The 24,018-nt window shown below is 71.1% G+C and carries 24 protein-coding genes and 2 pseudogenes; 13 read left to right on the top strand and 13 right to left on the bottom strand.

Translation table 11 applies throughout. The annotated features are described in order from the left end of the window. Nucleotides 1-26: 26 nt before the first annotated feature. Together ABZX79_RS15910 and ABZX79_RS15905 are read right to left on the bottom strand one after the other, a co-directional pair. Entirely contained in the window at nt 27-554 is a 528-nt protein-coding gene (locus tag ABZX79_RS15910) for a DUF6328 family protein (RefSeq protein ID WP_355256797.1), read from the bottom strand. After that, complete coding sequence (locus ABZX79_RS15905) at nt 551-934, bottom strand: hypothetical protein (RefSeq protein ID WP_355256794.1); 384 nt, start codon at nt 932-934, stop codon at nt 551-553. Before ABZX79_RS15905 ends, ABZX79_RS15910 begins: the two co-directional genes overlap by 4 nt. A 147-nt stretch (nt 935-1,081) precedes the next feature. Here ABZX79_RS15905 and ABZX79_RS15900 point away from each other — a divergent pair, with 147 nt between their 5' ends. Further along, the gene (locus ABZX79_RS15900) at nt 1,082-1,471 is read left to right on the top strand and encodes a VOC family protein (RefSeq protein ID WP_355257109.1); all 390 of its coding nucleotides are present in this window, start codon (nt 1,082-1,084) and stop codon (nt 1,469-1,471) included. A gap of 37 nt (nt 1,472-1,508) precedes the next feature. On the opposite strand, the pseudogene ABZX79_RS15895 reads toward ABZX79_RS15900, so the two are convergent. Then, nucleotides 1,509-2,481: pseudogene (locus ABZX79_RS15895) on the bottom strand (LLM class F420-dependent oxidoreductase). 152 nt (nt 2,482-2,633) lie between these two features. Between ABZX79_RS15895 and ABZX79_RS15890 the strand changes: the two are divergent. The 3 genes from ABZX79_RS15890 to ABZX79_RS15880 all read left to right on the top strand — a co-directional run bounded on the left by ABZX79_RS15890 (nt 2,634) and on the right by ABZX79_RS15880 (nt 4,397). After that, on the top strand, nt 2,634-3,008 hold the full coding sequence (locus ABZX79_RS15890; protein ID WP_355256791.1) for a hypothetical protein: 375 nt from the start codon (nt 2,634-2,636) through the stop codon (nt 3,006-3,008). A gap of 70 nt (nt 3,009-3,078) precedes the next feature. Continuing rightward, on the top strand, nt 3,079-3,726 hold the full coding sequence (locus ABZX79_RS15885; protein WP_355256788.1) for a DUF3105 domain-containing protein: 648 nt from the start codon (nt 3,079-3,081) through the stop codon (nt 3,724-3,726). After that, a complete protein-coding gene (locus ABZX79_RS15880) occupies nt 3,726-4,397 on the top strand; it encodes a DUF305 domain-containing protein (protein ID WP_355256785.1) in 672 nt (223 codons plus the stop codon). Before ABZX79_RS15885 ends, ABZX79_RS15880 begins: the two co-directional genes overlap by 1 nt. Here ABZX79_RS15880 and ABZX79_RS15875 read toward each other — a convergent pair. After that, nucleotides 4,366-5,328, bottom strand: a complete 963-nt coding sequence (locus ABZX79_RS15875; RefSeq protein ID WP_355256782.1) for an alpha/beta hydrolase — start codon at nt 5,326-5,328, stop codon at nt 4,366-4,368. The two genes, ABZX79_RS15880 and ABZX79_RS15875, sit on opposite strands and share 32 nt — an antisense overlap. After that, entirely contained in the window at nt 5,325-6,020 is a 696-nt protein-coding gene (locus tag ABZX79_RS15870; RefSeq protein WP_355256780.1) for a DUF998 domain-containing protein, read from the bottom strand. The genes ABZX79_RS15875 and ABZX79_RS15870 overlap by 4 nt, the downstream gene beginning before the upstream one ends. Before the next feature lie 185 nt (nt 6,021-6,205). On the opposite strand from ABZX79_RS15870, the gene ABZX79_RS15865 reads away from it, so the two are divergent. Further along, on the top strand, nt 6,206-7,966 hold the full coding sequence (locus ABZX79_RS15865) for an NAD+ synthase (RefSeq protein ID WP_355256778.1): 1,761 nt from the start codon (nt 6,206-6,208) through the stop codon (nt 7,964-7,966). 778 nt (nt 7,967-8,744) lie between these two features. On the opposite strand, the gene ABZX79_RS15860 is transcribed toward ABZX79_RS15865, so the two are convergent. Both ABZX79_RS15860 and ABZX79_RS15855 read right to left on the bottom strand, forming a co-directional pair. Continuing rightward, nucleotides 8,745-9,971, bottom strand: coding sequence for an MFS transporter (locus tag ABZX79_RS15860; RefSeq protein WP_355256776.1), 1,227 nt, complete (start codon nt 9,969-9,971; stop codon nt 8,745-8,747). 148 nt (nt 9,972-10,119) lie between these two features. Further along, nucleotides 10,120-11,142, bottom strand: a complete 1,023-nt coding sequence (locus ABZX79_RS15855; RefSeq protein WP_355257106.1) for an endonuclease/exonuclease/phosphatase family protein — start codon at nt 11,140-11,142, stop codon at nt 10,120-10,122. A gap of 303 nt (nt 11,143-11,445) precedes the next feature. Here ABZX79_RS15855 and panB point away from each other — a divergent pair, with 303 nt between their 5' ends. The 3 genes from panB to ABZX79_RS15840 all read left to right on the top strand — a co-directional run bounded on the left by panB (nt 11,446) and on the right by ABZX79_RS15840 (nt 14,353). Further along, nucleotides 11,446-12,309 carry a 3-methyl-2-oxobutanoate hydroxymethyltransferase gene (gene panB / locus ABZX79_RS15850; protein ID WP_355256773.1) on the top strand — a complete coding sequence of 288 codons (864 nt, stop codon included), beginning with the start codon at nt 11,446-11,448 and terminating at the stop codon, nt 12,307-12,309. Nucleotides 12,310-12,428: 119 nt separating this feature from the next. Further along, nucleotides 12,429-13,484, top strand: a complete 1,056-nt coding sequence (locus ABZX79_RS15845; protein WP_355256770.1) for an ATP-binding cassette domain-containing protein — start codon at nt 12,429-12,431, stop codon at nt 13,482-13,484. Continuing rightward, the gene (locus tag ABZX79_RS15840) at nt 13,481-14,353 is read left to right on the top strand and encodes an ABC transporter permease (RefSeq protein WP_355256767.1); all 873 of its coding nucleotides are present in this window, start codon (nt 13,481-13,483) and stop codon (nt 14,351-14,353) included. The genes ABZX79_RS15845 and ABZX79_RS15840 overlap by 4 nt, the downstream gene beginning before the upstream one ends. 30 nt (nt 14,354-14,383) lie before the next feature. Here the strand turns inward: ABZX79_RS15840 and ABZX79_RS15835 are convergent, their stop codons facing one another. Both ABZX79_RS15835 and ABZX79_RS15830 read right to left on the bottom strand, forming a co-directional pair. After that, nucleotides 14,384-17,863 carry a BTAD domain-containing putative transcriptional regulator gene (locus ABZX79_RS15835; protein ID WP_355256764.1) on the bottom strand — a complete coding sequence of 1,160 codons (3,480 nt, stop codon included), beginning with the start codon at nt 17,861-17,863 and terminating at the stop codon, nt 14,384-14,386. A 4-nt stretch (nt 17,864-17,867) separates the two neighbouring features. After that, entirely contained in the window at nt 17,868-18,404 is a 537-nt protein-coding gene (locus ABZX79_RS15830; protein WP_355256761.1) for a DUF6578 domain-containing protein, read from the bottom strand. 82 nt (nt 18,405-18,486) lie between these two features. Here ABZX79_RS15830 and ABZX79_RS15825 point away from each other — a divergent pair, with 82 nt between their 5' ends. Next, nucleotides 18,487-19,281 carry a site-2 protease family protein gene (locus tag ABZX79_RS15825; protein ID WP_355256758.1) on the top strand — a complete coding sequence of 265 codons (795 nt, stop codon included), beginning with the start codon at nt 18,487-18,489 and terminating at the stop codon, nt 19,279-19,281. Here the strand turns inward: ABZX79_RS15825 and ABZX79_RS15820 are convergent. After that, nucleotides 19,271-19,516 carry a hypothetical protein gene (locus tag ABZX79_RS15820; RefSeq protein ID WP_355256755.1) on the bottom strand — a complete coding sequence of 82 codons (246 nt, stop codon included), beginning with the start codon at nt 19,514-19,516 and terminating at the stop codon, nt 19,271-19,273. The two genes, ABZX79_RS15825 and ABZX79_RS15820, sit on opposite strands and share 11 nt — an antisense overlap. Nucleotides 19,517-19,529: 13 nt before the next feature. Further along, nucleotides 19,530-20,255, bottom strand: coding sequence for an NADPH-dependent F420 reductase (gene npdG / locus ABZX79_RS15815; protein WP_355256752.1), 726 nt, complete (start codon nt 20,253-20,255; stop codon nt 19,530-19,532). Nucleotides 20,256-20,347: 92 nt separating this feature from the next. On the opposite strand from npdG, the gene ABZX79_RS15810 reads away from it, so the two are divergent. Next, nucleotides 20,348-20,950 carry a hypothetical protein gene (locus ABZX79_RS15810; protein WP_355256749.1) on the top strand — a complete coding sequence of 201 codons (603 nt, stop codon included), beginning with the start codon at nt 20,348-20,350 and terminating at the stop codon, nt 20,948-20,950. A 5-nt stretch (nt 20,951-20,955) separates the two neighbouring features. Next, nucleotides 20,956-21,249, top strand: a pseudogene (locus ABZX79_RS15805) (MFS transporter); the annotation flags it as partial. 6 nt (nt 21,250-21,255) lie between these two features. Here the strand turns inward: ABZX79_RS15805 and ABZX79_RS15800 are convergent. Further along, a complete protein-coding gene (locus ABZX79_RS15800) occupies nt 21,256-21,492 on the bottom strand; it encodes a hypothetical protein (protein WP_215137129.1) in 237 nt (78 codons plus the stop codon). Between the two features lie 58 nt (nt 21,493-21,550). Here ABZX79_RS15800 and map point away from each other — a divergent pair, with 58 nt between their 5' ends. Beyond that, nucleotides 21,551-22,408, top strand: coding sequence for a type I methionyl aminopeptidase (map, locus tag ABZX79_RS15795; RefSeq protein WP_355256746.1), 858 nt, complete (start codon nt 21,551-21,553; stop codon nt 22,406-22,408). Between the two features lie 152 nt (nt 22,409-22,560). Then, nucleotides 22,561-23,232: a biliverdin-producing heme oxygenase gene (locus ABZX79_RS15790; RefSeq protein ID WP_355256743.1), complete on the top strand. Its 672-nt coding sequence runs from the start codon at nt 22,561-22,563 to the stop codon at nt 23,230-23,232. Here the strand turns inward: ABZX79_RS15790 and ABZX79_RS15785 are convergent. After that, nucleotides 23,229-23,894, bottom strand: a complete 666-nt coding sequence (locus tag ABZX79_RS15785; RefSeq protein WP_355256741.1) for a PhzF family phenazine biosynthesis protein — start codon at nt 23,892-23,894, stop codon at nt 23,229-23,231. The two genes, ABZX79_RS15790 and ABZX79_RS15785, sit on opposite strands and share 4 nt — an antisense overlap. Nucleotides 23,895-24,018 lie beyond the last annotated feature (124 nt).

The raw sequence follows: 24,018 nt of genomic DNA, 5'->3' as shown, positions 1-24,018 counted from the left end.
CAGGTGCGGGCAGGGAATGGCTTCGGTCAGTCCCTGCCCGCATTGGTGTACCGGGCCCAGACGGGCAGTACGAACCAGCACAGGACGAACCACAGCACCAGGACGCCGACCAGCCACAGCGCGGTGGTGTCGTGCAGCGCCACGCGCAGGATCAGCAGCAGCGCCGAGGCCATCGTGCCGAGCATCAGCACCAGCCCGACGAGGGTGAGCCTCGACGCCCATATGACCGTCTGCGGCTTGATCCGGCGGCCGGTGACCAGCCGGTGGAAGGACACGGGGCCGACGAGCGCGCCCACCGTCGCCGCGCCGAGCACCACCGTGACGACGTAGATGTCCTTGTCCGTCGAGGACAGCTCGGTGAAACGCGGCTGGAAGACGACCGTCAGCAGGAAGCCGAAGAGGATCTGTACGCCGGTCTGGGCGACCCTCAGCTCCTGGAGCAGCTCCACCCACAGCCGGTCCGCCCGCTCGTCCTCGGTCTCGTGGCGGCCCCTGCGCAGTTCCTTCGGTTTCTCGTCCTTCGGTTTCTCGTCCTTCGGTTTCTCGTCGGTCATGGCGAGGTCCCTTGTCCGCTCTCCAGGCGCAGCTGGACTTCCTTCTCCTGGTCCCCGGACACCGAACCCTCCTCCTGCACGGCGAATGCCGATTCCAGCTGCTCACGAAGCTGCTCCACCGCGCGGTAGCCGCCTTGGAGCGTGACGGTGACGGGCGCCGTCAGCCGCGTGGCGGCGGCCTGTTCCCGTACCTCGAACACGTCGTAGGTCGCGCTCCACACCATCGGGCGTCCGTCCATGCCGTTGTGCAGCTCCTCGTCGGCCTTGCGGTCGGCCTCGAAGGCGGTGCACAGCGCGCCGAAGACGGCGTTGGCGTCCTCTTTGGAGCTGCCGGTGAGTTCCACCAGGACCTCTGTGCCGTGGTGTTCCGTGCTGTTCACAGTGGGGCTTCTTTCTCTCGTCGTCGCCGGTCCCTCGCCGATTTCCAGGCTCACCCGGCGGGATCGGGTGCGCGACCGGAGGCGGCGCGAGTACCCGTACGCGCCCCGGTCATGTCTGCTGTCACGTCCTCGGGGTACGCGGAGCACATGACGGTCGTGAAGCAGAGCGTTCTTGTCCTGGACTGCGCGGAACCGGAAGTGCTGGCGGAGTTCTATGCCGGGCTGCTGGACGCGGAGGTCCGGATCGGTACCAACCCGGACTTCGTGGAGGTCGTCGGCCACCACGGCGTGCAACTGGCGATCCGCAGGGATCACGGTTACGCGCCGCCCAGCTGGCCCAGGCCCGAGGACTCCCAGCAGGCGCATCTGCGGGTTCTGGTGAGGCGCGGCGAGATGGACGAGGCCGAGCGGGAGGCCGTGAGCCTCGGCGCGCGGCCCGTGGACACGAAGAACAACAGCGGACCGCGCGACGAACGCGTGTACGCCGACCCGGCCGGGCACTCCTTCACGCTGGCCCACGTGTCCGCTCCACGCTGACGGGCGGAGCGCCGCCGGGCCGGGCGGGTGGCCCCGCTCAGAGATCGCGCAGAGCGGGCAGCAGTGACTTCTCCGCCCACTCGATGAACGGCTGCTGGTGGTCGCCGCCGACCTGGACCAGGGCGATCTCCGTGAAGCCCGCGTCGGCATACGGCCGTACCGCCTCGACGAACGGCTCGACGTCCGAGCCGCACGGAATGGACTCGGCGACGTCCTCGGGCCGTACGAACTGGGTGGCGCCCGCGAATCCCGCGGGCCCCGGCAGCTCGGCGTTGACCTTCCAGCCGCCGCCGAACCAGCGGAACTGTTCGTGCGCCCGCTTGACCGCCGCGTCGCGGTCGGTGTCGAAGCAGACGGGCAACTGGCCGACCCGGGGCTTTCCCCGCGCCGCCATGGCGGTCGAAGGCGTCCAGCAGTTCGCGCTTGGGCTCGGTGGCGATGACCAGGTCACCGAGGCGGCCGGCGATCTCGCAGGACCGCTCGCCGGAGACCGCGATGCCGATCGGGGGAAGCTGACCGGGTTCGGGCAGGTCCCAGAGGCGGGCGTTCTCGACGTCGTAGTGCGTGCCGTGGTGACTCACGTCGCCGCCGGCGAACAGCGCGCGGATGATGTCCACGGCTTCCTCCAGCATCTCCAGGCGTACGTGTGCGGCGGGCCAGCCCGCCCCGACGACATGCTCGTTGAGGTTCTCGCCGGAGCCGAGGCCGAGCCGGAACCGGCCCTCCGCGAGCAGCTGCGTGGTCGCGGCCTTCTGGGCGACGACGGCGGGGTGGTAGCGGACCGTCGGGCAGGTCACGTACGTCATCAGGGGAATACGGGAGGTGGCCTGGGCGGCCGCGCCGAGCACACTCCACGCGTACGGGGCGTGCCCCTGTTCGGCCAGCCAGGGGAAGTAGTGGTCAGAGGTCACGGAGAAGTCGAAGCCGGCGCGCTCCGCCGCGACCACATGGTCGACCAGCTCACGGGGCCCGGCCTGCTCCGTCATCATCGTGTATCCGATTTGCACCATGAACGACGGGTTGCCGATCCACCCCGCCTAAAACTCCGCCCCAACGGTTGCAACCCGTATGACATAGGGAGCGCCGCCGCGCATTACGATTTCCGCCCATGGGGGGACTGCGGCAATCCCGCACCGGGCGCAACGGGCGCACCACACGTCCCATGGCGCTGATGAGCGCCGTGGCGACGCTCCTCGCCGCGCTCTTCGTCTGTCTGGGGATGGCTCCCGAGCCCCGCGAACACCACGAGAGCGCCGCCGTCGCCACCGTGGCCGTCGCCGGCACCGTGGCCCTCGCCGGCACCGTCGCCGACACTCGGACGCCGCACGGGCCCGTGTACATCTGCCCGTACGACTCCCAGCACTGCGGCGTCTTCCCGCACCTCTCCCCCGCCGTGCTCACCGTGCCGCCGCCGGCCACGCCGGTGGCGGACGAGCCGCAGCACTTCGCACCGCCGGCCGTCGCCGGTCCGGCACGCGGCGCGGGGGCACCGCTCCGGGCGCCGGGGCGCCATGTCCTTCAGGTGATGCGGACGTAGCCGGGCCGCCCGCACCCCGGTATGTGCCGCATCCCCCAAACCCCCTCTCAGCAGGCGAAGGACTTACACCATGGCTTCCAACAAGACCGCCAGCGCGTCCCGCAAGGCCCGAATAGAAGAGATGCGCCGCGCCGAGCAGGCGCGCGAGCGCAGAAACCGGCTCATCGCGATCCTCACCAGCGCGGTCGTCGTGGTCGGCCTGGTCGGATTCGGCTCGTACGTCTTCCTCCAGGAAGCGGACAAGAAGGAAAAGAAGGAGGCCCAGGCCAAGGCGCCGGTGAAGGAGGAGAAGACCTGGGACGCGAAGAAGCTGGGGAACAAGCACGTCACCAAGGACGTCTCCTACCCGATGACCCCGCCGGTGGGCGGTGACCACTCGAAGGTCTGGATGAACTGCGAGGGGGACGTCTACAAGAAGGAACTCCCCAAGATGAACGCGGTGCACTCGCTGGAGCACGGCGCGGTGTGGGTGACGTACAACGACAAGGCGTCGGACGCCGATGTCAAGAAGCTCGCCGAGAAGGTCGGTAAGACCCCGTACTCGCTGATGAGCCCGGTCAAGGACCAGTCCGGTGCGCTCATGCTCAGCGCGTGGGGCAAGCAGGTGACCGTGGACAGTGCCACGGACCCGCGGGTCGACCAGTTCTTCACCAAGTACGTGCAGGGGCCGCAGACGCCCGAGCCCGGTGCGGCGTGCATGGGCGGACTGACGCAGTGATGACGCGTACGTACTGGGCCGCCGTCACGGCCGTCGTGCTGGCGCTGCTCTTCGCGGCGGGAGCCGTTACGGTCGCCGGCAGTGACAGTGGCAGTGGCAGTGGCAGTTCCACGGCGTCCGGTACGCCCGCTGAGGGCTCCGCGGACGCGGGCTTCGCGCGGGACATGTCGGTGCATCACCAGCAGGCGGTGGAGATGTCCTTCATCGTGCGCGACCGCACGAAGGACGAAGAGGTACGCAGGCTGGCGTACGACATCGCCAACACCCAGGCGAACCAGCGGGGCATGATGCTCGGATGGCTCGACCTGTGGGGTCTGCCGAAGGTCTCTTCGGACGAGCCGATGGCCTGGATGGCCGCGCCCTCCGGTCACGGTGGACACGGGGCGCACGGGGCGCACGAGGTGCGTGACGGGTCCTTCATGCCGGGCATGGCCACCAGGACCGAGCTGGCGAAGCTCCGCGAGGCGGACGGCAAGCAGGCGGAGATCCTCTTTCTCCAGCTGATGACCGCCCACCACAAGGGCGGCGTCACGATGGCCCAGGGCTGCGCCGACCAGTGCGAGGTCGCCGCTCAGCGGTCCCTGGCGCAGGGCATGGTCGACGCACAGGAGTCGGAGATGACGCTGATGGCCGACATGCTCAAGGAACGGGGCGCGGCCCCGCGTCCCTGACGGTGGCGTTGCTGTCTGCCGCGTGGCTGTCTGGCCCGTACGCCGCCCCCCTGACCGCCCGGACCACCGTGTCCGGGCGGTCCAGCATCACCAAGTGGCCGGAGGGCTCGGCGACTTCGAAGCGGGCTCCGAGCAGGGTCGCGAGGCCGCGCTGACGTTCCAGCCAGCGCAGCGAACCGCGCCCGCCCCTGCCGTCGTACGCCGCCAGAACCGTGACCGGGACGTCTTCGGGCAGCGGGCAGCGGTCGCGCAGGGCGAGGAGTCCGGCGGCGACCGCGCGGTAGTGGGTGTTCTCCCGGAGCGCCCCGCGCAGGACGCGGGAGGTGCGGTAGCAGCGGCGTACGAGCGCGGGCGGGGCCGGGTCGCCGCTGCTGCTGCCCCTGACCGCCGGGGCCGCACTTTCGGCGCGGCCCGCGCGCACCGCCGCGCGGCGCGCCAGCGGTCCGAGCGCCGCCGGGGCCCCGGCCACGGAGAGGGCCGTGCCGAGCGCCCGTGTGGCCGCGGCGCGCAGGGCGGGGGCGGCGGGCATGCGCGCGTGCTCCTCGACGCTGGAGTCGACGAGCACGACCGAGGCCGTACGCCCTGGATAGAGGCGGGCGAAGGCCTCCGCGTGGAAGCCCGCGACGGAGTGCCCGACGACGGTGACCGGGTCATCGGCGAGGACGAGCGCGTCGAGGATCGCGGCTGTGCGGTGCGCCTCACCCTCGGCGGTGGGCGGCGTGGCGGCGGGGGCGGGCGAACTCAGGCCGTGCCCGGGGCGGTCGAACCGTACGACCGTGCGAAAGGGCGCCAGCAGCTCGGCCACGGGATCCCAGTCGAACCAGCTCATGCCGAGGCCGGCGCTCAGCACGCACACCGGGCCACTGCCTTCGACGACCACGTGGTGCGCCACGCCGCCGATCCTGATGAAGCTGCTGCCTGTCGAGGTCACTCGTACAGCTTCTCGCGTGCCACTGACAACGCGAGTACGCCGAGCCAGATCGCCGCCAGCAGCACTTGGAGCCGCTGCCCGGCTCCCAGGAACCAGGTGCCGTTTCCGGCCTCGAAGGCGGCGATGGAGGACAGGGTCCAGACGGTGGCCACCAGTTCGGCCGCCGCGATGGCCGGTCCGGTACGGGCGAGGAGCGACCGGCGGCGGCTGTGGTGTCCGCGGCGGGCCGCGACCGTGAGCGCCACGATGCCGATGACCGCGGCGGTCGACGCGAGGCTGCTGCTCCACGTGTGCGCCAGGTGGGTGGCCGGGACGAGCCCCGCCGTCTCGCGCACCACGCAGGCCGCGTCCACGGTCGGCGCGCAGCTCAGTGGCAGCCGGGAGTCGGCGGCGGTCGCGGCGCCGAAGACGGCGAGTGCGGCCCAGCCAGTCACCTCCCACAGGCCGCGCGGGCGGTACCGGACGACGGCCCAGACCGCGCCCGCGAGGATCAGCAGGCCCGCGGCCAGGTCGGTGGACCGGAAGAGGCCGCCGAACGGCTGGTCCGCGGCGGCCAGTTCACTGACGTACGTGCGCAGGGGGTCGAGGCCGGTCCCGAGGACGGCTTCGAGCACCCAGGCGGAGTACACGGCGGCGCCGAGCGCGAGGAGGACGGCGATGGGCCGGGTACTGCGGAGAAACGCGATCGGCATAGTGGGATGAACGCTACTTCGGATTTACGGCACGGCGACGCCCATGCCGTTACGGGGCTGCGCCATCGGTGAACACCCCGCCGTGCACCGCGCACGGTTCCGAGTGATCGGCCTCTTCACGTCCGGGGGCGAAGCCGTGGGGCTTCGCCGGGACATCGCGTCAATGTGACGGTTACGCTGACTACGTGCCTCAACTACGCCTCGCTCTGAATCAGATCGACTCGACCGTCGGCGACCTGACCGGCAACGCCGAAGCGATCGTCCACTGGACCCGGCACGCCGCCGAGCAGGGCGCCCATCTCGTGGCGTTCCCCGAGATGGCGCTGACCGGTTACCCCGTCGAGGACCTCGCGCTGCGGTCATCCTTCGTCGAGGCCTCGCGCGACGCCGTGCGCGCGCTGGCGGTGCGCCTCGCCGAGGAGGGCTTCGGCGAGATCCCGGTCGTCGTCGGCTACCTCGACCGTTGCGAGAAGGCCCAGCCGCGCTACGGGCAGCCCGCGGGGTCCCCGCAGGACGCCGCCGCCGTGCTGCACCGCGGCAAGGTCGCGCTGTCCTTCGCCAAGCACCACCTCCCCAATTACGGCGTCTTCGACGAGTTCCGGTACTTCGTGCCGGGCGACTCGATGCCCGTCATCCGCGTGCACGGCGTCGATGTCGCCCTCGCCATCTGCGAGGACCTGTGGCAGGACGGCGGCCGTGTGCCGGCCACCCGGTCCGCCGGTGCGGGTCTGCTGCTCTCCATCAACGCCTCGCCGTACGAGGTCCACAAGGACGACAGCCGGCTGGAGCTGGTCCGCAAGCGCGCCCAGGAGGCGGGCTGCACGACGGCGTACGTCGCGATGATCGGCGGCCAGGACGAGCTGGTCTACGACGGCGACTCGATCGTCTGCGACAAGGACGGCGAAGTCATCGCCCGCGCACCCCAGTTCTCGGAGGGCAGCATGCTGCTCGACCTGGACCTGCCGGCGGCGGCGTCGAGCGAGGACGCGCCGACCGGTGTCGTCGACGACGGGCTCCACATCGACCGCGTGGTCCTCTCCGAGGAGCCTGTCGCGGCGTACGAGCCGGAGCTGACCGGTGGCTACGCCGAGCGGCTGGAGGACGAGGAGGAGGTGTACTCGGCGCTGGTCGTGGGACTTCGCGCGTACGCCGCCAAGAATGGCTTCAGCAGCGTCCTGGTCGGGCTGTCCGGCGGCATCGATTCGGCGCTCGTGGCCGCGATCGCCTGTGACGCGCTGGGGGCGCGGAACGTGTACGGCGTGTCCATGCCGTCGAAGTACTCCTCGGACCACTCCAAGGGCGACGCGGCCGAGCTGGCGCGGCGTACCGGGCTGAACTACCGGACCGTCGCGATCGAGCCGATGTTCGACGCGTACATGGACTCGCTCGGTCTGACGGGGCTCGCCGAGGAGAACCTCCAGTCGCGGCTGCGCGGCACGACGCTGATGGCGATCTCCAATCAGGAGGGGCACATCGTGCTCGCGCCGGGCAACAAGAGCGAGCTGGCGGTGGGCTATTCGACGCTGTACGGCGACTCGGTCGGGGCGTACGGGCCGATCAAGGACGTCTACAAGACGTGGATCTTCGCGCTGGCGCGGTGGCGCAACAAGGCGGCGCAGGAGCGGGGCCAGACTCCGCCGATCCCGGAGAACTCCATCTCGAAGCCGCCGAGCGCGGAGCTGCGGCCGGGGCAGGTGGACACGGATTCGCTGCCGGACTACGACGTGCTGGACCGGATCCTGGAGATGTACGTCGACAAGGACCAGGGGTTCGAGTCGATCGTGGCCGCCGGGTTCGACCGGGCGCTGGTCGCCAGGACGCTGCGGATGGTGGACACGGCGGAGTACAAGCGCCGGCAGTACCCGCCGGGCACGAAGATCTCCGCGAAGGGCTTCGGCAAGGACCGCCGCCTCCCGATCACGAACCGGTGGCGCGAGTCGGGCTGACGCGGGGGGTGTGACGCGGGTCCGTTTGGCGCGGGCCCGTTTGGCGCGGGCCCGGGGTGCGCTGGGGCCCGTACGACGCCGGCCCGTACAAACGCCGGCCCGTACGCCGCCGGTCCGTACCAAGCGGATCCGTGCAACGCCGGCCCGCGCGATGCGGGTCGCGCGGCAAGAGGTGGGCCGGGGGCGCGGGGCGGGGCGCCTGCGGCGAGCTTTCCCCTACCCGCCCCTTCCCGAAACTGGGGCAGGCCCCAGACCCCAGCCCCCAAGGACGCCCTCCGGGCGTGTCCTCAAGCGCCGGACGGGCTTGATTTCCGGCGGGGCCTGGATCCGGTCACAAGGCCGCAGCCCTTGTAGCGCCAGCATGAGTCGCCGGCAGGGGACGCTTAGCCGGCATCGCCGGGGCTCGCCCGCAGGGCTGAGCCAGCCGCACCGCACCGCCGACGCTCGCCCGCAGGGCTGCGCCTCCGTTGGCGTGGCCGCCCCGCCGGACGGGGGCTTGATTTTCCGGCGGGGCCTGGATCCGATCACGGGGCCGCAGCCCTTGCAGCGCCAGCATGAGTCGCCGGCAGGGGACGCTTAGCCGACATCGCCGGGGCTCGCCCGCAGGGCTGAGCCAGCCGCACCGCACCGCCGACGCTCGCCCGCACCGCACCGCCGGGGCTTGCCCGCAGGGCTGCGCCTCCGTTGGCGTGGCCGCACGATCCGTGCGGCAGTTTTCAGCCCGTCCGGCGTTTGAGGGCCGGGGGCTGGGGCGGAGCCCCAGGGGGACGCGCCCCCGTCATGCCACCGTGTCCCGAGCCGGCTCCCGCGCCGTGCCGGAGGCGACCACGCGGGAGCGGGACCGCGCCGGGGCCCGGTCCAGCAGCCCCGCCGTCACCGCGATGGCGAGGCCTGCCGCCGCCAGTACCGCCCCCACCAGCGTCGGGGACATCCAGCCCCAGCCCGCGGTGATCGCCATGCCGCCGAGCCACGCGCCACCCGCGTTGGCGAGGTTGAACGCCGAGTGGTTCGAGGCCGACGCCAGCGTCGGCGCGTCCTTGGCCTTGTTCATGACCAGCATCTGGAGCGGCGTAGTCGTCATGAAGCCCACCGCGCCCAGCACCACCACACTCACCAGCGCCGCCCACTGCACGTGCACCGTGTAGTTGAAGGACAGCAGGACCACCGCCAGCGCGGCCAGTGAGCCGTAGAGGGTGGGACGAAGCGCGCGGTCGGTCAGCGGGCCCGCCGCCAGTGCGCCCAGCGTCATTCCGATGCCGAAGAGGGCCAGGACGACCGTCACCGAGGACTCGCCGAAGCCCATGACCTCGGTCGTCATCGAGGCGAGGTAGGAGTAGACCGCGAAGACTCCGGCGAAGCCGAAGACCGCGGTGAGCAGGCCCAGCAGGACCTGGCGGTTGCCGAGGGTGCGCAGTTCGCGGCCGACGCTCTGCCGCGAGTCGAGCGGAACGTACGGAACCAGGCGGGCCAGCGCCGCCATCGCGACCAGCCCGATCGCCGCCACCACCAGGAACGTCGCGCGCCACCCCAGGTGCTGGCCGAGGAGAGTCGCTGCCGGTACGCCAACGATGTTCGCGACCGTCAGGCCCAGGAACATGGTCGCTACCGCCCGAGCCTGCCGCCCTTCCGCGACCAGCCGCGCCGCGACCACCGCGCCGACCCCGAAGAACGCCCCGTGCGGCAGCCCGGCGAGCACCCGGCCCGCCACCAGCCAGCCGAAACCGGGGGCCAGCGCCGAGGCAAGGTTGCCGACCATGAACAGGGCCATCAGGAGCAGGAGCATGCGCTTGCGCGGGATGCGCGAGCCGAGCGCGGTGAGCAGCGGGGCGCCGATCACCACGCCGATGGCGTACGCCGAGACCAGGTAGCCGGCGGTTGGTACCGAGGTGCTCAGATCGTCCGCGACATTGGGCAGCAGGCCCATCATCACGAACTCGGTGGTGCCGATGCCGAAGGCGCTGACGGCGAGGGCGAACAGGGCTACGGGCCGGGGCGGCCGGGGCATGGGAGACCTTTTCCGTGGGCGGGGGGAGTACCTGGGTACGTGCGAGTGCGCGCGAGTACGTTCCCGTACTGAACAAAGTCTCTCAGGTGAAATGTTCCGCGCCGTAAACGCGGGGTTGCCAGACGGCGTGCGCGCGTAAGCGCGCGCGTCAGATTTCCACTCGCGCCGCGATCGGCAGGTGATCGCTGCCCGTCTCCGGCAGCGCCCACGACGACACCGGCTTGATCCCCTTCACCATGATCTGGTCGATCCGCGCCATCGGGAACGACGCCGGCCAGCTGAAGCCGAAGCCGTCGCCCGCCGCGCCCTGCGTGGACCGCATCTGCGAGGTGACGGCGTTCAGGGCGCGGTCGTTCATGGTGCCGTTCAGGTCGCCCAGCAGGGCCACCTTGCCGAGCGGCTCACGGGCGATGGCCTCGCCCAGCGCGTCCGCGCTGTCGTCGCGCTGCCCGGCCGTGAAACCGGCGTTGACCTTCACCCGTACCGAGGGGAGGTGGGCGACGTACACCGCGAGGTCGCCCGCCGGGGTCGCCACGGTCGAGCGCATCGCTCGCGTCCAGCCCATCCTGATGTCCACCGGGCCTGTGTCGGTCATGGGGTACTTGCTCCACAGGCCGACCGTGCCCTGCACCGAGTGGTACTTGTACGTACCGGACAGGGCGCTTTCGTACGTCGGCACCTCGCTCGCCTTGAGCTCCTGCAGCGCCACCACGTCCGCGCCCGATTCGGCCAGCTTGCGGGCTGTTCCTTCGGGGTCGGCGTTGTCGGCCTTGACGTTGTGGGTGGCGACCGTGAGGTTGCCGCCGGGGCCCGCCTTGTCGGTGAGCAGGCCGCCGAAAAGATTCAGCCAGACGATCGCAGGCAGCAGCAGCGCGACCAGCGCGGTCGCCGAGCGGCGCAGCAGGGCGGCGACCAGGAGAAGCGGAATGCCCGCGCCGAGCCAGGGCAGGAAGGTCTCGGTGAGGCTGCCGAGGTTGCCGATCGTGTTGGGGATCTCCGCGTGGAAGACCATCAGGAATGTGAGCAGGACCGCGCAGAGTGCCAGGAGGATGCCGCGCCGCCAGATGCCGCGGTCGTGACGCAGGCCTTCGAGGCGGCGCCGGAGGCGGGATCCGGAACGCTCAGGCCCTGAGCTGCCGTTCCCTGTGTCCGTCATGTACGCCTGCGCCATTCCGCTGCCCTCACTGACTGCCTTGCCGTGCACACCGCCCCGCCGTCTGACCCTAGGGGATGGCCGGTGTCTTTCCCCGCCGCCGAAACACGACGGCCGTACTGCCACGAGGACGAAGGCGCGGCGAGCGGGGTTCCGGTTCGGGCGCGTCGGACGGGCCCTGTGACGAAACGCGCACAAACCAGCCAGTGTGTGCGGACCGCTGCGAGCCCCCACTTCCCGTGAGCACCGCCGGGATGCCACCATGGACGTGGTCCGGGGACGCCGTCAGGGCGCCTCGAGATTTCGAAGGAGCCGTTGGCCATGACGCTTCAGGCTGCCCACCCGACATCCGCCGACAGCAGCAAGGCGCTGTACGGCGGCAAGGGCACTCGCCGCATCACCGTCCACGACATCGCCGCCGCCAAGGAGCGCGGCGAGAAGTGGCCCATGCTCACCGCGTACGACGCGATGACCGCGTCCGTTTTCGACGAGGCCGGGATTCCGGTCATGCTCGTCGGTGACTCCATGGGGAACTGCCACCTCGGTTACGAGACCACCGTGCCCGTCACGATGGACGAGATGACGTTGTTGTCCGCCGCTGTCGTACGGGGCACCAAGCGCGCCCTCATCGTCGGCGACCTGCCCTTCGGCTCGTACCAGGAAGGCCCGGTGCAGGCCCTGCGCAACGCGACCCGGCTGATCAAGGACGCGGGCGTGGGAGCGGTGAAGCTGGAGGGCGGCGAGCGTTCGCACGCCCAGACCGAGCTGCTGGTGAAGGCCGGCATCCCGGTCATGTCGCACCTCGGCCTGACGCCGCAGTCCGTCAACACCATGGGCTACCGGGTTCAGGGGCGCAGCGACGAGTCCGCGCACCAGCTGCTGAGGGACGCGAAGGCGGCGCAGGACGCGGGTGCCTTCGCGGTCGTGCTGGAGCTCGTACCGGCCGAGCTGGCCGCCGAGGTGACACGCTCGCTGCACATTCCGACCGTCGGCATCGGCGCGGGGCCGGACACGGACGCGCAGGTGCTTGTGTGGACCGACATGGCGGGGCTGACGGGCGGCAAGGTGCCGCGCTTCACGAAGCAGTACGCGAACCTGCGGCAGACCCTCGGGGACGCGGCGAAGGCGTTCGCCGGCGATGTGGTCGGAGGAACGTTCCCGCAGGAGGAGCACACCTTCCACTAGTCAGTCAGTAAGTAACAGAGCCACTGCCGCACCACAAGACAGCCCGCCGACATCCCCCATCGGCGGGCTGTCGGCATTCTGTCGGTGCGTTGTCAGTGGCGGCTGCTCTCATGGTCGGCATGACGCGATTCGACAAGAACCCCACAGGCGGCGCGGCCAACGCCGTCGAGGTAAGGGGACTGGTCAAGCACTACGGCGAGACCAAGGCACTGGACGGCGTGGACCTGGACGTACGGGAAGGCACCGTGCTCGGTGTCCTCGGGCCCAACGGCGCCGGCAAGACCACTCTCGTGCGCTGCCTGTCCACCCTGGTCCACCCGGATGCCGGCACGGCCGTCGTGGCCGGGTACGACGTGGTGAAGCAGCCCCGGCAGCTTCGCCGCACCATAGGCCTGACCGGGCAGTACGCCTCGGTCGACGAGAAGCTCGCCGGCTGGGAGAACCTCTACATGATCGGGCGGCTGCTCGATCTGTCCCGCAAGGACGCGCGCCGGCGCTCGGACGAACTGCTGGAGCGGTTCTCACTCACCGAGGCCGCGAAAAAGCCGGTGATGCAGTACTCCGGCGGCATGCGGCGGCGCCTGGACCTGGCGGCTTCGATGATCGGGCAGCCCGCCGTGCTCTACCTGGACGAGCCGACGACCGGACTCGACCCGCGTACCCGCAACGAAGTGTGGGACGAGGTGAAGCGGATGGTGGGCGAGGGTGTCACCGTCCTGCTCACCACCCAGTACATGGAGGAGGCCGAGCAACTGGCGAGCGAGCTGACGGTCATCGACCGCGGCCGCGTCATCGCGGGCGGCAAGGTCGACGAGCTCAAGGCCAAGGTCGGCGGCCGCACGCTCGAGGTCCGTCCGGCCGACCCGGCTCTGCTGCCTGCCATGGCGCAGGCGCTGGGTGACGCGGGGCTCGACGGCATCGCGGGGGCGAAGGTCGATGCCGGTGAAGGTCTGCTGTACGTACCGATCCTGAGCGACGAGCAACTGACCGCGGTCGTGGGGCTGCTGGGCGCGCGCGGCTTCGGGATCGCCCACATAGGGACCCATCTGCCCAGCCTGGACGAGGTGTTCCTGGCCATCACAGGCGAGAAGACGAGCGAGGCGGCGGCCGAGGCCGGCGAATCCCCCGCGGACAACAAGCACGCGGACAACAAGCATGAGGAGGTCGCGGCATGAGCGCGGCTACGACAGTGACCCCTACGCCGACGCCGACGCCGACGCCGACGCCGGCGCCCGTGCACCCGCCCGGGAAGGCGCACGACGGTGAAGGGCGGATCGGTCTGCGGGCCAATCTGCGGCACATCGGCGCGCTCGCCCGCCGCAACACCCTGCAGATCAAGCAGGACCCGCAGTCGATGTTCGACGTCCTGCTGATGCCGATCGTCTTCACGCTGCTGTTCACCTTCGTCTTCGGCGGCGCCGTCGCGGGCAATGGCAAGCAGGACGAGTACGTCAGCTATCTGGTCCCCGGTCTGATGGCGATGATGGGTCTGAACGTCTCCATGGCGGTCGGCACCGGCATCAACGAGGACTTCCAGAAGGGGGTCATGGACCGGTTCCGCACGATGCCGATCGCCCGGTCCTCCGTCCTCATAGCGAAGATCGTCGTCGAGGTCGGCCGGATGATGGTCGCGTTCGCCATCCTGCTGGCCGTGGGCTTCGTGCTGGGTCTGTCGGTCGCGACGTCACCGCTGCACGTGCTGGGTGCGATCGGGCTCTCGCTCCTCTTCGGCGCCTCGCTGATGTGGATCTTCATCCTGATAGGGCTGTCCGTGAAAACGGCGCAGGCCGTGCAGGGGATGGCGATGCTCGTGCTGATGCCGCTGCAGTTCGGGTCCTCGATCTTCACCCCGCCGTCGACGATGCCGGGCTGGCTCCAGACCTTCACCGACTACAACCCGCTGTCGAGCCTCGCCGACGCGGCGCGTGGGCTGTTCATCGGTGGGCCCGTCGCCCGCGATGTGTGGATGGTGGTGGGGTGGGCCGTGGCCATCACGCTGGTGACGGCGCCGCTGGCGATCTCGAAGTTCCGCACGAAGAGCTGACGTTGCGACGCTCTCACCTCTGGGGTCGCCTCAGAGCCCGACGAGAGCGGCGGCCTCCTCCAGCGTGAGGCCGCCGCCTTCGGCGTACGCCGCCTCGTACGCGGTGTCGCCCAGCGCGGCGCGGACCGCCGCCTCCGCGTCCGCCACGGCCTCGCGCTCCTGGGCCGTGGCGAAGTGGCCGGCCGGCAGCAGCGCCTCGCAGCCGCCGAGCAGCCGCGCGGCGTCGCGGGCCCGGTCCGGGCTGCCCAGTCCCGCGAGGGCGCGGGCCGCCGTAATCAGGTGGACCACGGGCATGTGCGGGGCGACCATCCGGGACAGCGGCTCGCGTGAGCGCTCCAATGCCTGGCGGGCCTGGTCGAGCGCCTCCTCGTACCGGCCGTCCAGGTTGTCCATCCAGGCGAGGAGGCCGACCACGTAGCCTTCGAAGATGGCGAGGTTGGACCGGTTGAAGGAGCGACGCATCAGCTCCAGTTCCCAGCGCCCCTCGTCGGTACGGCCCGTGCGGGCCAGCCACATCGCCAGGTACAGGCGGGCGGCGGGCTCCGACTCGTGCCCCTGCTGTTCGACCTTGGAAAGGATGTCGCGCAGCATCACCTCGGCCTTCTCGCCGTCGCCCGTCTCCACGAGTACGCCCGCGAGCCTGGCCCGCAGCAGCAGCACCTGTGTCTGGGCGCCCAGCAGGTCCGCGTGCCCGATCGCGGCGCGGTAGTCATCGGCGGCGAGGGCGAATTCTCCCTTGCGCTCACGTGCCTCGGCGCGTGCGGCCAGGGCCTCGGCCGCGCCCCACGCGTCGCCGAGCCGGGTGAAGATCTCCAGGCTCTCGTCGGCGTCACGGCTCGCGTCGCCCGCCCATTCGCTCCGGTTGGCGAAAATGTTGGCCCGCAACTGGAGGGCGGAGGCGAGCTCCCAGGTGTAGCCGTACTCCCGGCAGGCCTCGACGGTCTGGTTGACGACCTCGTACAGCTGCCCGGGGTCACCGGTCAGCAGGACCGCGTAGAACCAGAGTGTCCCCGGGGTACGGCAGGTCTGCGGCAGGCCTGGCCGGTAGACGTCGACGACGCGGCGCAGCCATGCCATCGCCTCGTCGGTGGTCCATTCGTCGAGCTCGTGGTTCATGCTCGCCAGATGGATCAGCCAGGCTCCGCGACGGGCCTCCAGCAGCTGTTCGGGCGCCATGGGCGGCGGCGCGTCCGTACACCGCTCGTGCAGGGCGGGAGCGGGGACGGCCGGCGGGGCGAAGGGGTCGGGGCCGAGCTCGGCGGCGGCGAGGGACCAGTGGCGGGCTTCGGTGCGCAGGCCGCGGATCGTCCAGTACCAGCCGAGTGAGTGGACGAGGCACAGTGCCTCGTGCTCGTCGCGGGCGGCGACGGCGCGGCGCAGCGCGGTGCGCAGGTTGTCGTACTCGACCTCCAGGCGGCCGAACCAGGCAAGCTGTTCGCGGCCTCGCAGCAGGGGTTCGGCGTGGCGGGCCAGTTCGCGGAAGTGGACGAGGTGGCGGCGTTCGGCGGTGGGGCGGCTCCCTGCTTCGTCGAGACGTTCGGCGGCGTACTCGCCTACTGTCTCCAGGAGTCGGTAACGCATGTAACGCATACCGCCGTTGTTGCTGCCGTCGGCCGAAGGGGCCGCCACCACCAGCGACTTGTCGACGAGTGAGCCGAGTAGTTCAAGTGCGTCGGGGCCGATCAGCGCTTCCGCCGCTGCCAGATCGCAGCCGCCCGCGAAGACGGACAGGGCGCTCAGGGCCGCCCTCTCGTTCTCGTCCAGCAGGTCCCACGACCAGTCGACCACCGCACGGAGGGTCTGCTGTCTCGGCAGTACGGTGCGGCTGCCGCCGGTCAGGAGCCGGAACCGGTCGTCGAGGCGGTCGGCGATCTGGCGCGGGGTGAGCATCCGCAGGCGCGCGGCGGCCAGTTCGATGGCAAGCGGCAGACCGTCCAGGCGCCGGCAGATCTCGGCGGCGGCGGCCGGGTCGTCGTCGACACGGAAGCCGGGTCTCGCGGCCGCGCCGCGTTCGGCGAGCAGGCGCAGGGCCATGGGGTCGGGCAGGGGTTCCACGGGGCGGACGACCTCGCCGGGGACGCCGAGGGGTTCGCGGCTGGTGGCGAGTACGGTCACGCCGGGGCAGCGGGCCAGCAGTTCCTCGGCCAGGTGGGCGGCGGCGTCGACGACGTGCTCGCAGTTGTCCAGCAGGAGCAGCATCTGGCGGCGGGCGCAGTGCTCGACGAGGCGTACGAGCGGATCGTCGCCGTGGCGGTCCGCGGCGCGCAGCTCCTCGGCGCCGGCGCCGCGGAGGACTGTTTCGCGTGCGCCCAGCGCGACGAGTACGGCTTCGGGGACGGTGTCGGGGTCGTCGACGGGGGCGAGTTCCGCGAGCCAGACGCCGTCCCGCCAGCCGCCGTTGGCGGCCTCGGCCGCCTCTTGGGACAGCCGCGTCTTGCCGGCGCCGCCGGGGCCGAGCAGGGTGACGAGGCGGGCGCGCCCGAGGTCGGCGGTGATGGCGGCGATGTCGCTCTCGCGGCCGACGAAGGACGTCAGGCGAGCGCGCAAGTTGCCGCGCGGCGGGGCCTTTTCGGGTGCGGGGGCGTGCGGGGCGGGGGCGTGCGGGGCGGCGTTGGGGTCGGTGCCGCGCCGGGGCGTCTCCTCGGGCGTCGAACGTTCGGGTACTGGGCATTCTTCGGGGTGGTTGCGTTCAACGCCCTGCGGGGAGCGCCCCGGCACGTCCCCTCCCGGCACCGTGTCCCGGGAGCCCGCGGGTGCCTCGTCCCCTGTGCCGGAACCGTATGCGGGGCGGGGCGGGGTGAGGAGTTGGGTGTGGAGGGCTCGGAGTTCTGGGGACGGGTCCGTGCCCAGGCGGGATGCCAGGTCGCGGCGGAGTTCGTCGTACGCCGCCAGAGCCTGGGCCGTACGGCCCGTGTCGCGCAGGGCACGCAGGCGGAGCGACTGGAGGTGTTCGTCCATCGGGTGGTCGGCGCAGAGCTCCGCGAGCTCCGGAAGCGTCTCCTCCGGCCGGCCCAGCGCGAGCAGGGCGGTCAGGCGGGCGCGGCGGGCCGCCAGGCGGCGGGTCTCCCAGCGGGCCGCTTCCGCCGTACGGTCCGGGAGGCCGGCCAGGACCGGGCCGCGCCACAGGGCCAGCGCCTCGTCGAGCAGTTCCGCCGACTTGCCCGGGTCGCCGGCGTCCAGGGCCCGCGCCCCCTCCCCTGCCAGCCGCTCGAAGCGGTACAGGTCCACGTCCTCCGGGTCGGCGCAGAGGCGGTAGCCGCCGTCGGTCGAGGCGATCGTGGCGCGGCCCAGGGCTCGGCGCAGTCGGGCGACCAGGGCCTGGAGGGCGCCCGTGGCGTCGGCGGGGGGCTCGCCGTTCCATACTTCGCCGGTGAGCGCGCCGGTCGTGACCGTACGCCCGGGCCGCAGCGCCAGCACGGTGAGGAGCGCACGCAGGCGCGCTCCGCCGACGGGTACGGGCGTGCCGTCGTCGCGGAGTGCCTGCGTGGGGCCGAGAATGCGGTAGCGCACCGCTCTATTCTCCGGGACGCGCGGGCGACGCCGGGCCGCCGGGCGTCTCCAACTCGACCAGGACCCCGGTCTCGTCGCGCCGGTAGCCGCGACCCCGGCGGTCCGGCCGCGTCTCGTTGCTGAACCATTTGGGGCAGGTGGCGACCGCCCGCAGCCACCGCTCCCCCGCCACCGGTTCGTAGGTACGCGACCCGGGGCGCGTCTCGGCGTACCCCTCGGTGACGACCTGGATGGAGCAGACCGTACCGACGGTCTCCGGGACGTCGCCCGGTCCCGGTCCGTGGGTCTCCACGGCGAGGAGTCCGAGGGGGTGGGCGACCGGCTCGCCCGCGTACAGGGCGGTGAGGCCGGGGCCGCTCAGCAGCCTGCCGTCGGCGGCCACCGGCTCCAGCTCGCTGTAGCTGTCCGCCCAGGTCTCGGGCACAGCCCCCTCGTCCGGCCCCCGCAGGGCCAGCCGCCACCGCACTTCGTCGCCGACGGAGAACGGTTCGCCGCAGCATTCCATCTGCCAGTCGTCGTACTTGATTCTCCAGAGCGCCATGAATCCAGCTTTGCCGGAACTACCGTTGCCGCGCGAGACGTTTTCGTAGTCCTGCCGTCCTCCATCCCTGGAGCCCCGACCCATGACCACCGCCCTCACCCGCCGCGACCGGCGGATCAGTCCCGTCTTCCTGGGAATCGTCGCCGTCATGGCGGTCTCCGGCTGGGCGGTGTGGACGGAGTTCTCGGCGAGTACCGGATTCGCCGTCTTCCTCTTCGTCACGTCCGCGTGGATCGTCTCGCTGTGTCTGCATGAGTACGCGCACGCCCGCACCGCACTGCACAGCGGGGACATTTCGGTCAGTGCGAAGGGGTATTTGACGCTCAATCCGCTCAAATACACGCATGCGCTGCTCAGCATCGTGCTGCCGGTGCTTTTTGTGATCATGGGTGGCATCGGGCTGCCGGGCGGCGCGGTCTTCATCGAGCGTGGCCGCATCCAGGGCCGTTGGAAACACAGCCTCATTTCGGCGGCGGGGCCGCTGACGAATGTGCTGTTCGCGATCGTGTGCACCGCGCCGTTCTGGCTGGACGCGCTGGCCGGCGTCCCGGACGTGTTCCGTTACGCGCTCGGGTTCCTCGCCCTGCTCCAGGTGACGGCCGCGATCCTGAACCTCCTGCCGGTACCGGGGCTCGACGGTTACGGCGTGATCGAGCCCTGGCTCTCGTACAAGATCCGCCGCCAGGTCGAGCCGCTCGCGCCGTTCGGGCTGCTGCTGATCTTCGCCGTGCTGTGGATTCCCCAGGTCGGCGGGGTTTTCTTCGACGCGGTCGACGCCGTGCTGCGCGGCCTGGGGGTCGACGACTGGAGGACGGGCCGGGAGTTCTACCAGTTCTGGGAGGGCGAACCGGAGATCGCGTCGACGGTCAGCCCGTGACGGGCCGGGTCGCGCGGTCGGCCTTCGCCTTGCGCAGGTAGTACCAGGCCATGTTGGAGGCGACGCCCGCCAGCAGGATCCAGACGACCCCGAGCCAATTGCCCTGGACGAAGGACACCACCGCGGCGGCCACGGCGAGGACGCAGACGACGAGGGCGTACAGAGCGAGGCGGGGCATGGGGGTCGGCTCCTGTCCGGGGGCGGAATGCGATGCTTCCCGTCCAGTGTCCCCCATGCCCCGGCAGCGCTTATACGTCGGTCACGCGCAGGCCCGCGTGCGCCTTGTAGCGGCGGTTCACCGAGATCAGGTTGGCGACCAGGGACTCCACCTGGTGGGCATTGCGCAGCCGGCCCGCGAAGACGCCGCGCATGCCGGGGATGCGGGCCGCCAGAGCCTGCACGATGTCGGTGTCGGCGCGAACCTCGCCGAGCACCATCACGTCGGTGTCGATTTCGTCGATCGCCGGGTCCTGGAGGAGAACCGCCGACAGGTGGTGGAAAGCGGCGGTCACCCGCGAGTCCGGCAGCAGGGCGGCGGCCTGTTCGGCGGCGCTGCCCTCCTGCGGCTTCAGGGCGTACGCGCCCTTCTTGTCGAAGCCGAGCGGGTTGACGCAGTCGACGACGAGCTTGCCGCTGAGCTCCTCGCGCAACGCTTCGAGCGTCTTGGCGTGGCCGTCCCACGGCACGGCGACGATCACGATGTCGCTGCGCCGCGCGCACTGCGCGTTGTCCGCGCCCTCGACGCCGAGGCCCAGCTCGTCGGCGGCGCTGCGCGCACGGTCGGCGGCGCGCGAGCCGATGATCACCTTCTGGCCGGCCCGTGCCAGGCGGTACGCGAGCCCGCGCCCCTGGTCGCCGGTCCCGCCGAGCACGCCGACGACCAGGCCCGATACGTCGGGGAGGTCCCAGGGGTCCTTGGCGGCCGGCTTCGGTGCGCTGCCGGTGCTGCCGGTGCTGTTGTCAGTGGAAGTCATGCGCCGACCCTACTTGCAGGTAGCACGCTCGTACGGGTGAGGCGGGAGCATTCGCCTGCCGCCGGTGCGGGCGTACGGCAGGATGCCGCCGCATGGATGCCGTACGTGTCGCGCTGCTGCGTGAAGTCCTCGACGGGACCGAGTGGTTGCCGGCCACGCGGCGGTTCGCCGGGGCGCTGCGGTCCTCCGTCGTGCCGCAGGGCGGTGGGCTGCTGCTGGTGGGGACCGAGGTGTACGAGCCGTGGCACCTGGCCGCGCATCTCGTCGACGAGGCGGCCTGGTCCGGGCTCGCGGAACTGAATCCCACGCTCGTACGCCACCGGGTTAGGCCCGGGGAGCCGGCGCACCTGTCGGTGGGGCTCGGCAGGATCGAGGCGGCCGGGCGGGGCGAGACGCTGCTCGTGGTGGCGCCGGAGCGGCCGGGAGCGGGGCTCCTGGAGCGGGTGCATGACGCGCGGCGGGCCGGGGCGACCGTGCTCTCGCTGGACGGCGGGGACCGGGAGATCCGGGGGCTGGCGCACGAGGCGCTGTCCGTGCCGGCGGGTGGGGACGTGGATCTGGACACCGTCCAGCACCTGGTGAGTGCGGCGGCGGGGGAGAACAGCCTGCTAGCACCGCGCGGCCCCCGCCGCTTCCGTGACCGACTGTCCCGCCTGGCCGACCAGCTGACAGCGCCGCCGCCGGGGCGGTGGTAGGGGGTGGTGCGGGCGACATGCTCAGCGGCCTCGGGCGGTTGACCATCTGGAACCAGACCGTCCCGGAGGAGCTGCGCGGCCGTCTCGCGGGCATCGAGGTGCTGTCGTACAGCGTCGGCCCGCAGCTCGGTCAGGTGCGGGCCGGCGCCATGGCGGGCTGGTCCGGGACCCGGCCCGCCATCTGGAGCGGCGGCCTGGCCTGCCTCGCCTCCGTCGGCCTGCTCGCCGCGGCCCTGCCCAAGCTCATGACGTACGACGCCGATACGGACGCGGACGCCCAGCGTCGCCGGGCCAGGTAGGCCTGCTCAGGCGTCTTCCTCCCCGGACCGCGCGCCGTTCTTGTCGTGCCACTTCGGGTCCGTCTCCCACTGAAGGTTGCGCTCGGCCGCGGTCTCCATCGCGCGCTGCGCCTCCTGACGCGTCGGGTAGGGACCGAAACGGTCCTTCGCCGGGCACTCGGGGCCCTCCTCGACCTTCTTGTGCTCCAGGCAGTAGAACCATTCGCCCGGCTTTCCGACTGTGCGCTTCTTGAACAGGGCCATCGTCGGCTCCTTCCTCTGCCGCCATGCTGCCCGATCCCGGCTGGATACACTCGCTTGCATGTCTGGCCAGTCGCTGCTCGTACCAGGGGAGCTCTCTCCCGCCCGTTCCGTTCCCGGCAATATCCGGCGTCCCGAGTACGTCGGGAAGCCGGCGCCCACGCCGTACACCGGCCCGGAAATCCAGGATTCCGACACCATCGAGCGGATGCGCATCGCGGGCCGCATCGCCGCGCAGGCGATGGAGGAGGCCGCCAAGCACATCTCGCCCGGTGTGACCACGGACGAGCTCGACCGGGTCGCTCACGACTTCATGGTCGATCACGGCGCGTACCCGTCGACGCTCGGATACCGCGGTTATCCGAAGTCGCTGTGCAGTTCCGTCAACGAGGTCATCTGTCACGGCATCCCGGACTCCACGGTCCTGCGGGACGGCGACATCGTGAACCTCGACGTCACGGCGTACATCAACGGTGTGCACGGCGACAACAACGCGACGTACTTGTGCGGTGACGTCGACGAGGAGTCGCGGCTGCTCGTCGAGCGCACCCGCGAGTCGCTCGCCCGCGCCATCAAGGCGGTCAAGCCGGGGCGCCAGATCAACGTCATCGGGCGGGTCATCGAGTCGTACGCCAAGCGCTTCGGTTATGGAGTGGTGCGGGACTTCACCGGGCACGGCATCAACTCGTCGTTCCACTCCGGGCTGATCATTCCGCACTACGACAGCCCGCACGCGACGACGGTGATGCAGCCGGGCATGACCTTCACCATCGAGCCGATGCTCACGCTCGGTACGCACGAGTACGACATGTGGGACGACGGCTGGACGGTCGTGACCAAGGACCGCAGGCGGACCGCGCAGTTCGAGCACACGCTGGTCGTGACGGAGACCGGGGCGGAAATCCTCACGCTGCCGTGAATGGATCGGGGGCGTAGGGTTTTTACCGACAGGTCGTCGGGAACTGATTGACTTAGGCATACCTAAGCAGGAGGATCGGCGGTGGCGGCTGCGTGTGTGCCGTCATCGCAGGCCCTTTCCTTTCCCGTCCCCTCGGTCCCCGGAGGCCCGCCTTGGACGCAACCGCCACAGCCGCCGATACGCCGTTCTCGACACTGATCCGTGTCGCCTCGCACGAGCAGCACACCGAGGCGGAGACCTCCACCTTCATGAGCGACCTGCTCGGCGGGAAGCTGTCGGTGGACGCGTACGCGCGCTACACGGAGCAGCTGTGGTTCGTGTACCGGGCGCTGGAGGAAGCGGCCGATTCCCTCGCGGACGACCCGGTCGCCGGCCCGTTCATCCAGCCCGAGCTGATGCGCACCGCCGAACTGGAGCGCGACCTGGCGCACCTGCGGGGTGAGGGCTGGCGCGACGGCGTACGCCCGCTGCCCGCCACCGCGGCGTACGCCGATCGCGTCGCCGAATGCGCGCGCGACTGGCCGGCCGGGTACGTGGCGCACCACTACACGCGCTATCTCGGTGACCTGTCGGGCGGCCAGATCATCCGCGACAAGGCGGAGAAGACGTGGGGCTTCGCGCGCAAGGGCGACGGTGTGCGCTTCTACGTCTTCGAGGCCATCTCGAACCCAGCTGCTTTCAAGCGGGGTTACCGGGAGCTGCTGGACCGGGTGAACGCGGACGACCTGGAGAAGCAGCGGATCATCGACGAGTGCAAGCGCGCCTTCGACTTCAACGGGGCGGTCTTCCGCGAGCTGGGCGGCGAGTACCCGCTCAGCGCCTAGCGCTGGGGCGCGTGCGGGGCGAAGCGGACGCGGCCGCCGATCTCGATCGTGTCGTCGTCCGGTCCCGGCGCCGTCAGGATCTGTGAGCCTCGGCCCTGCGTGATGTTGAGGGCGCGGCCCAGTTCGGCGGTGAGCAGCAGCGCGGCGGCGCCGGTCGCCTCGTCCTCCGTAATGCCGTCGTCGCGGCGCGGGAACGCGCGGGCGCGGACCCGGCCCGCGGCCTCGTCCTCCCAGGCCCAGGCGTACAGCCAGCCCTCACCCGGCGGCGGCGCGGGCAGCGCGTCGACCTCGGCGGCCGACGCGTACTGCTGGAGGCGGCGCGGCGGGGCCCACTCGGCGCGCGCCGTGATCCAGGTGAACTCGCCGTCGTGGCGGGCCCACACCTCGCCCGCGGGCGGGTTGACGATTTCCAGGTCGAGCAGCCAGGCGGTGCCGACGAGGGGGTGCCCGGCGAAGGGCAGGCGCAGGCCGGGCGTGTAGATGTCGACGATGCCGCGCTCGGGGTCGTCGACGAACACGGTCTCGCTGAAGCCGAGTTCGGCGGCGAGTGCCTGCCGCGACGCCTCGTCGGGGTACGCGCGTCCGTCGCGTACGACGCCGAGGGCGTTGCCGTGGCGGCCGTCGGGGCCGCAGAAGACGCGGAGTACGTCGAGTTCGTTCATCCCGGAATTGAAGCACTGGCTCAGGTCACGGTGTGGCTGCTGTACCTGATCCCCGCGCTCGCGCTTTTCCTGTCCCCGGTAGGGTTCCGGAAGTCGGTGGGGACGAAGACACAGAAGGCAGCGC

Origin of the sequence: Streptomyces sp. NPDC002994, assembly GCF_040611155.1 — a bacterium.
Classification (GTDB): domain Bacteria; phylum Actinomycetota; class Actinomycetes; order Streptomycetales; family Streptomycetaceae; genus Streptomyces.
Note: the sequence above shows the minus strand (reverse complement) of the source record. Positions and strands in the feature narration are given on the sequence as shown.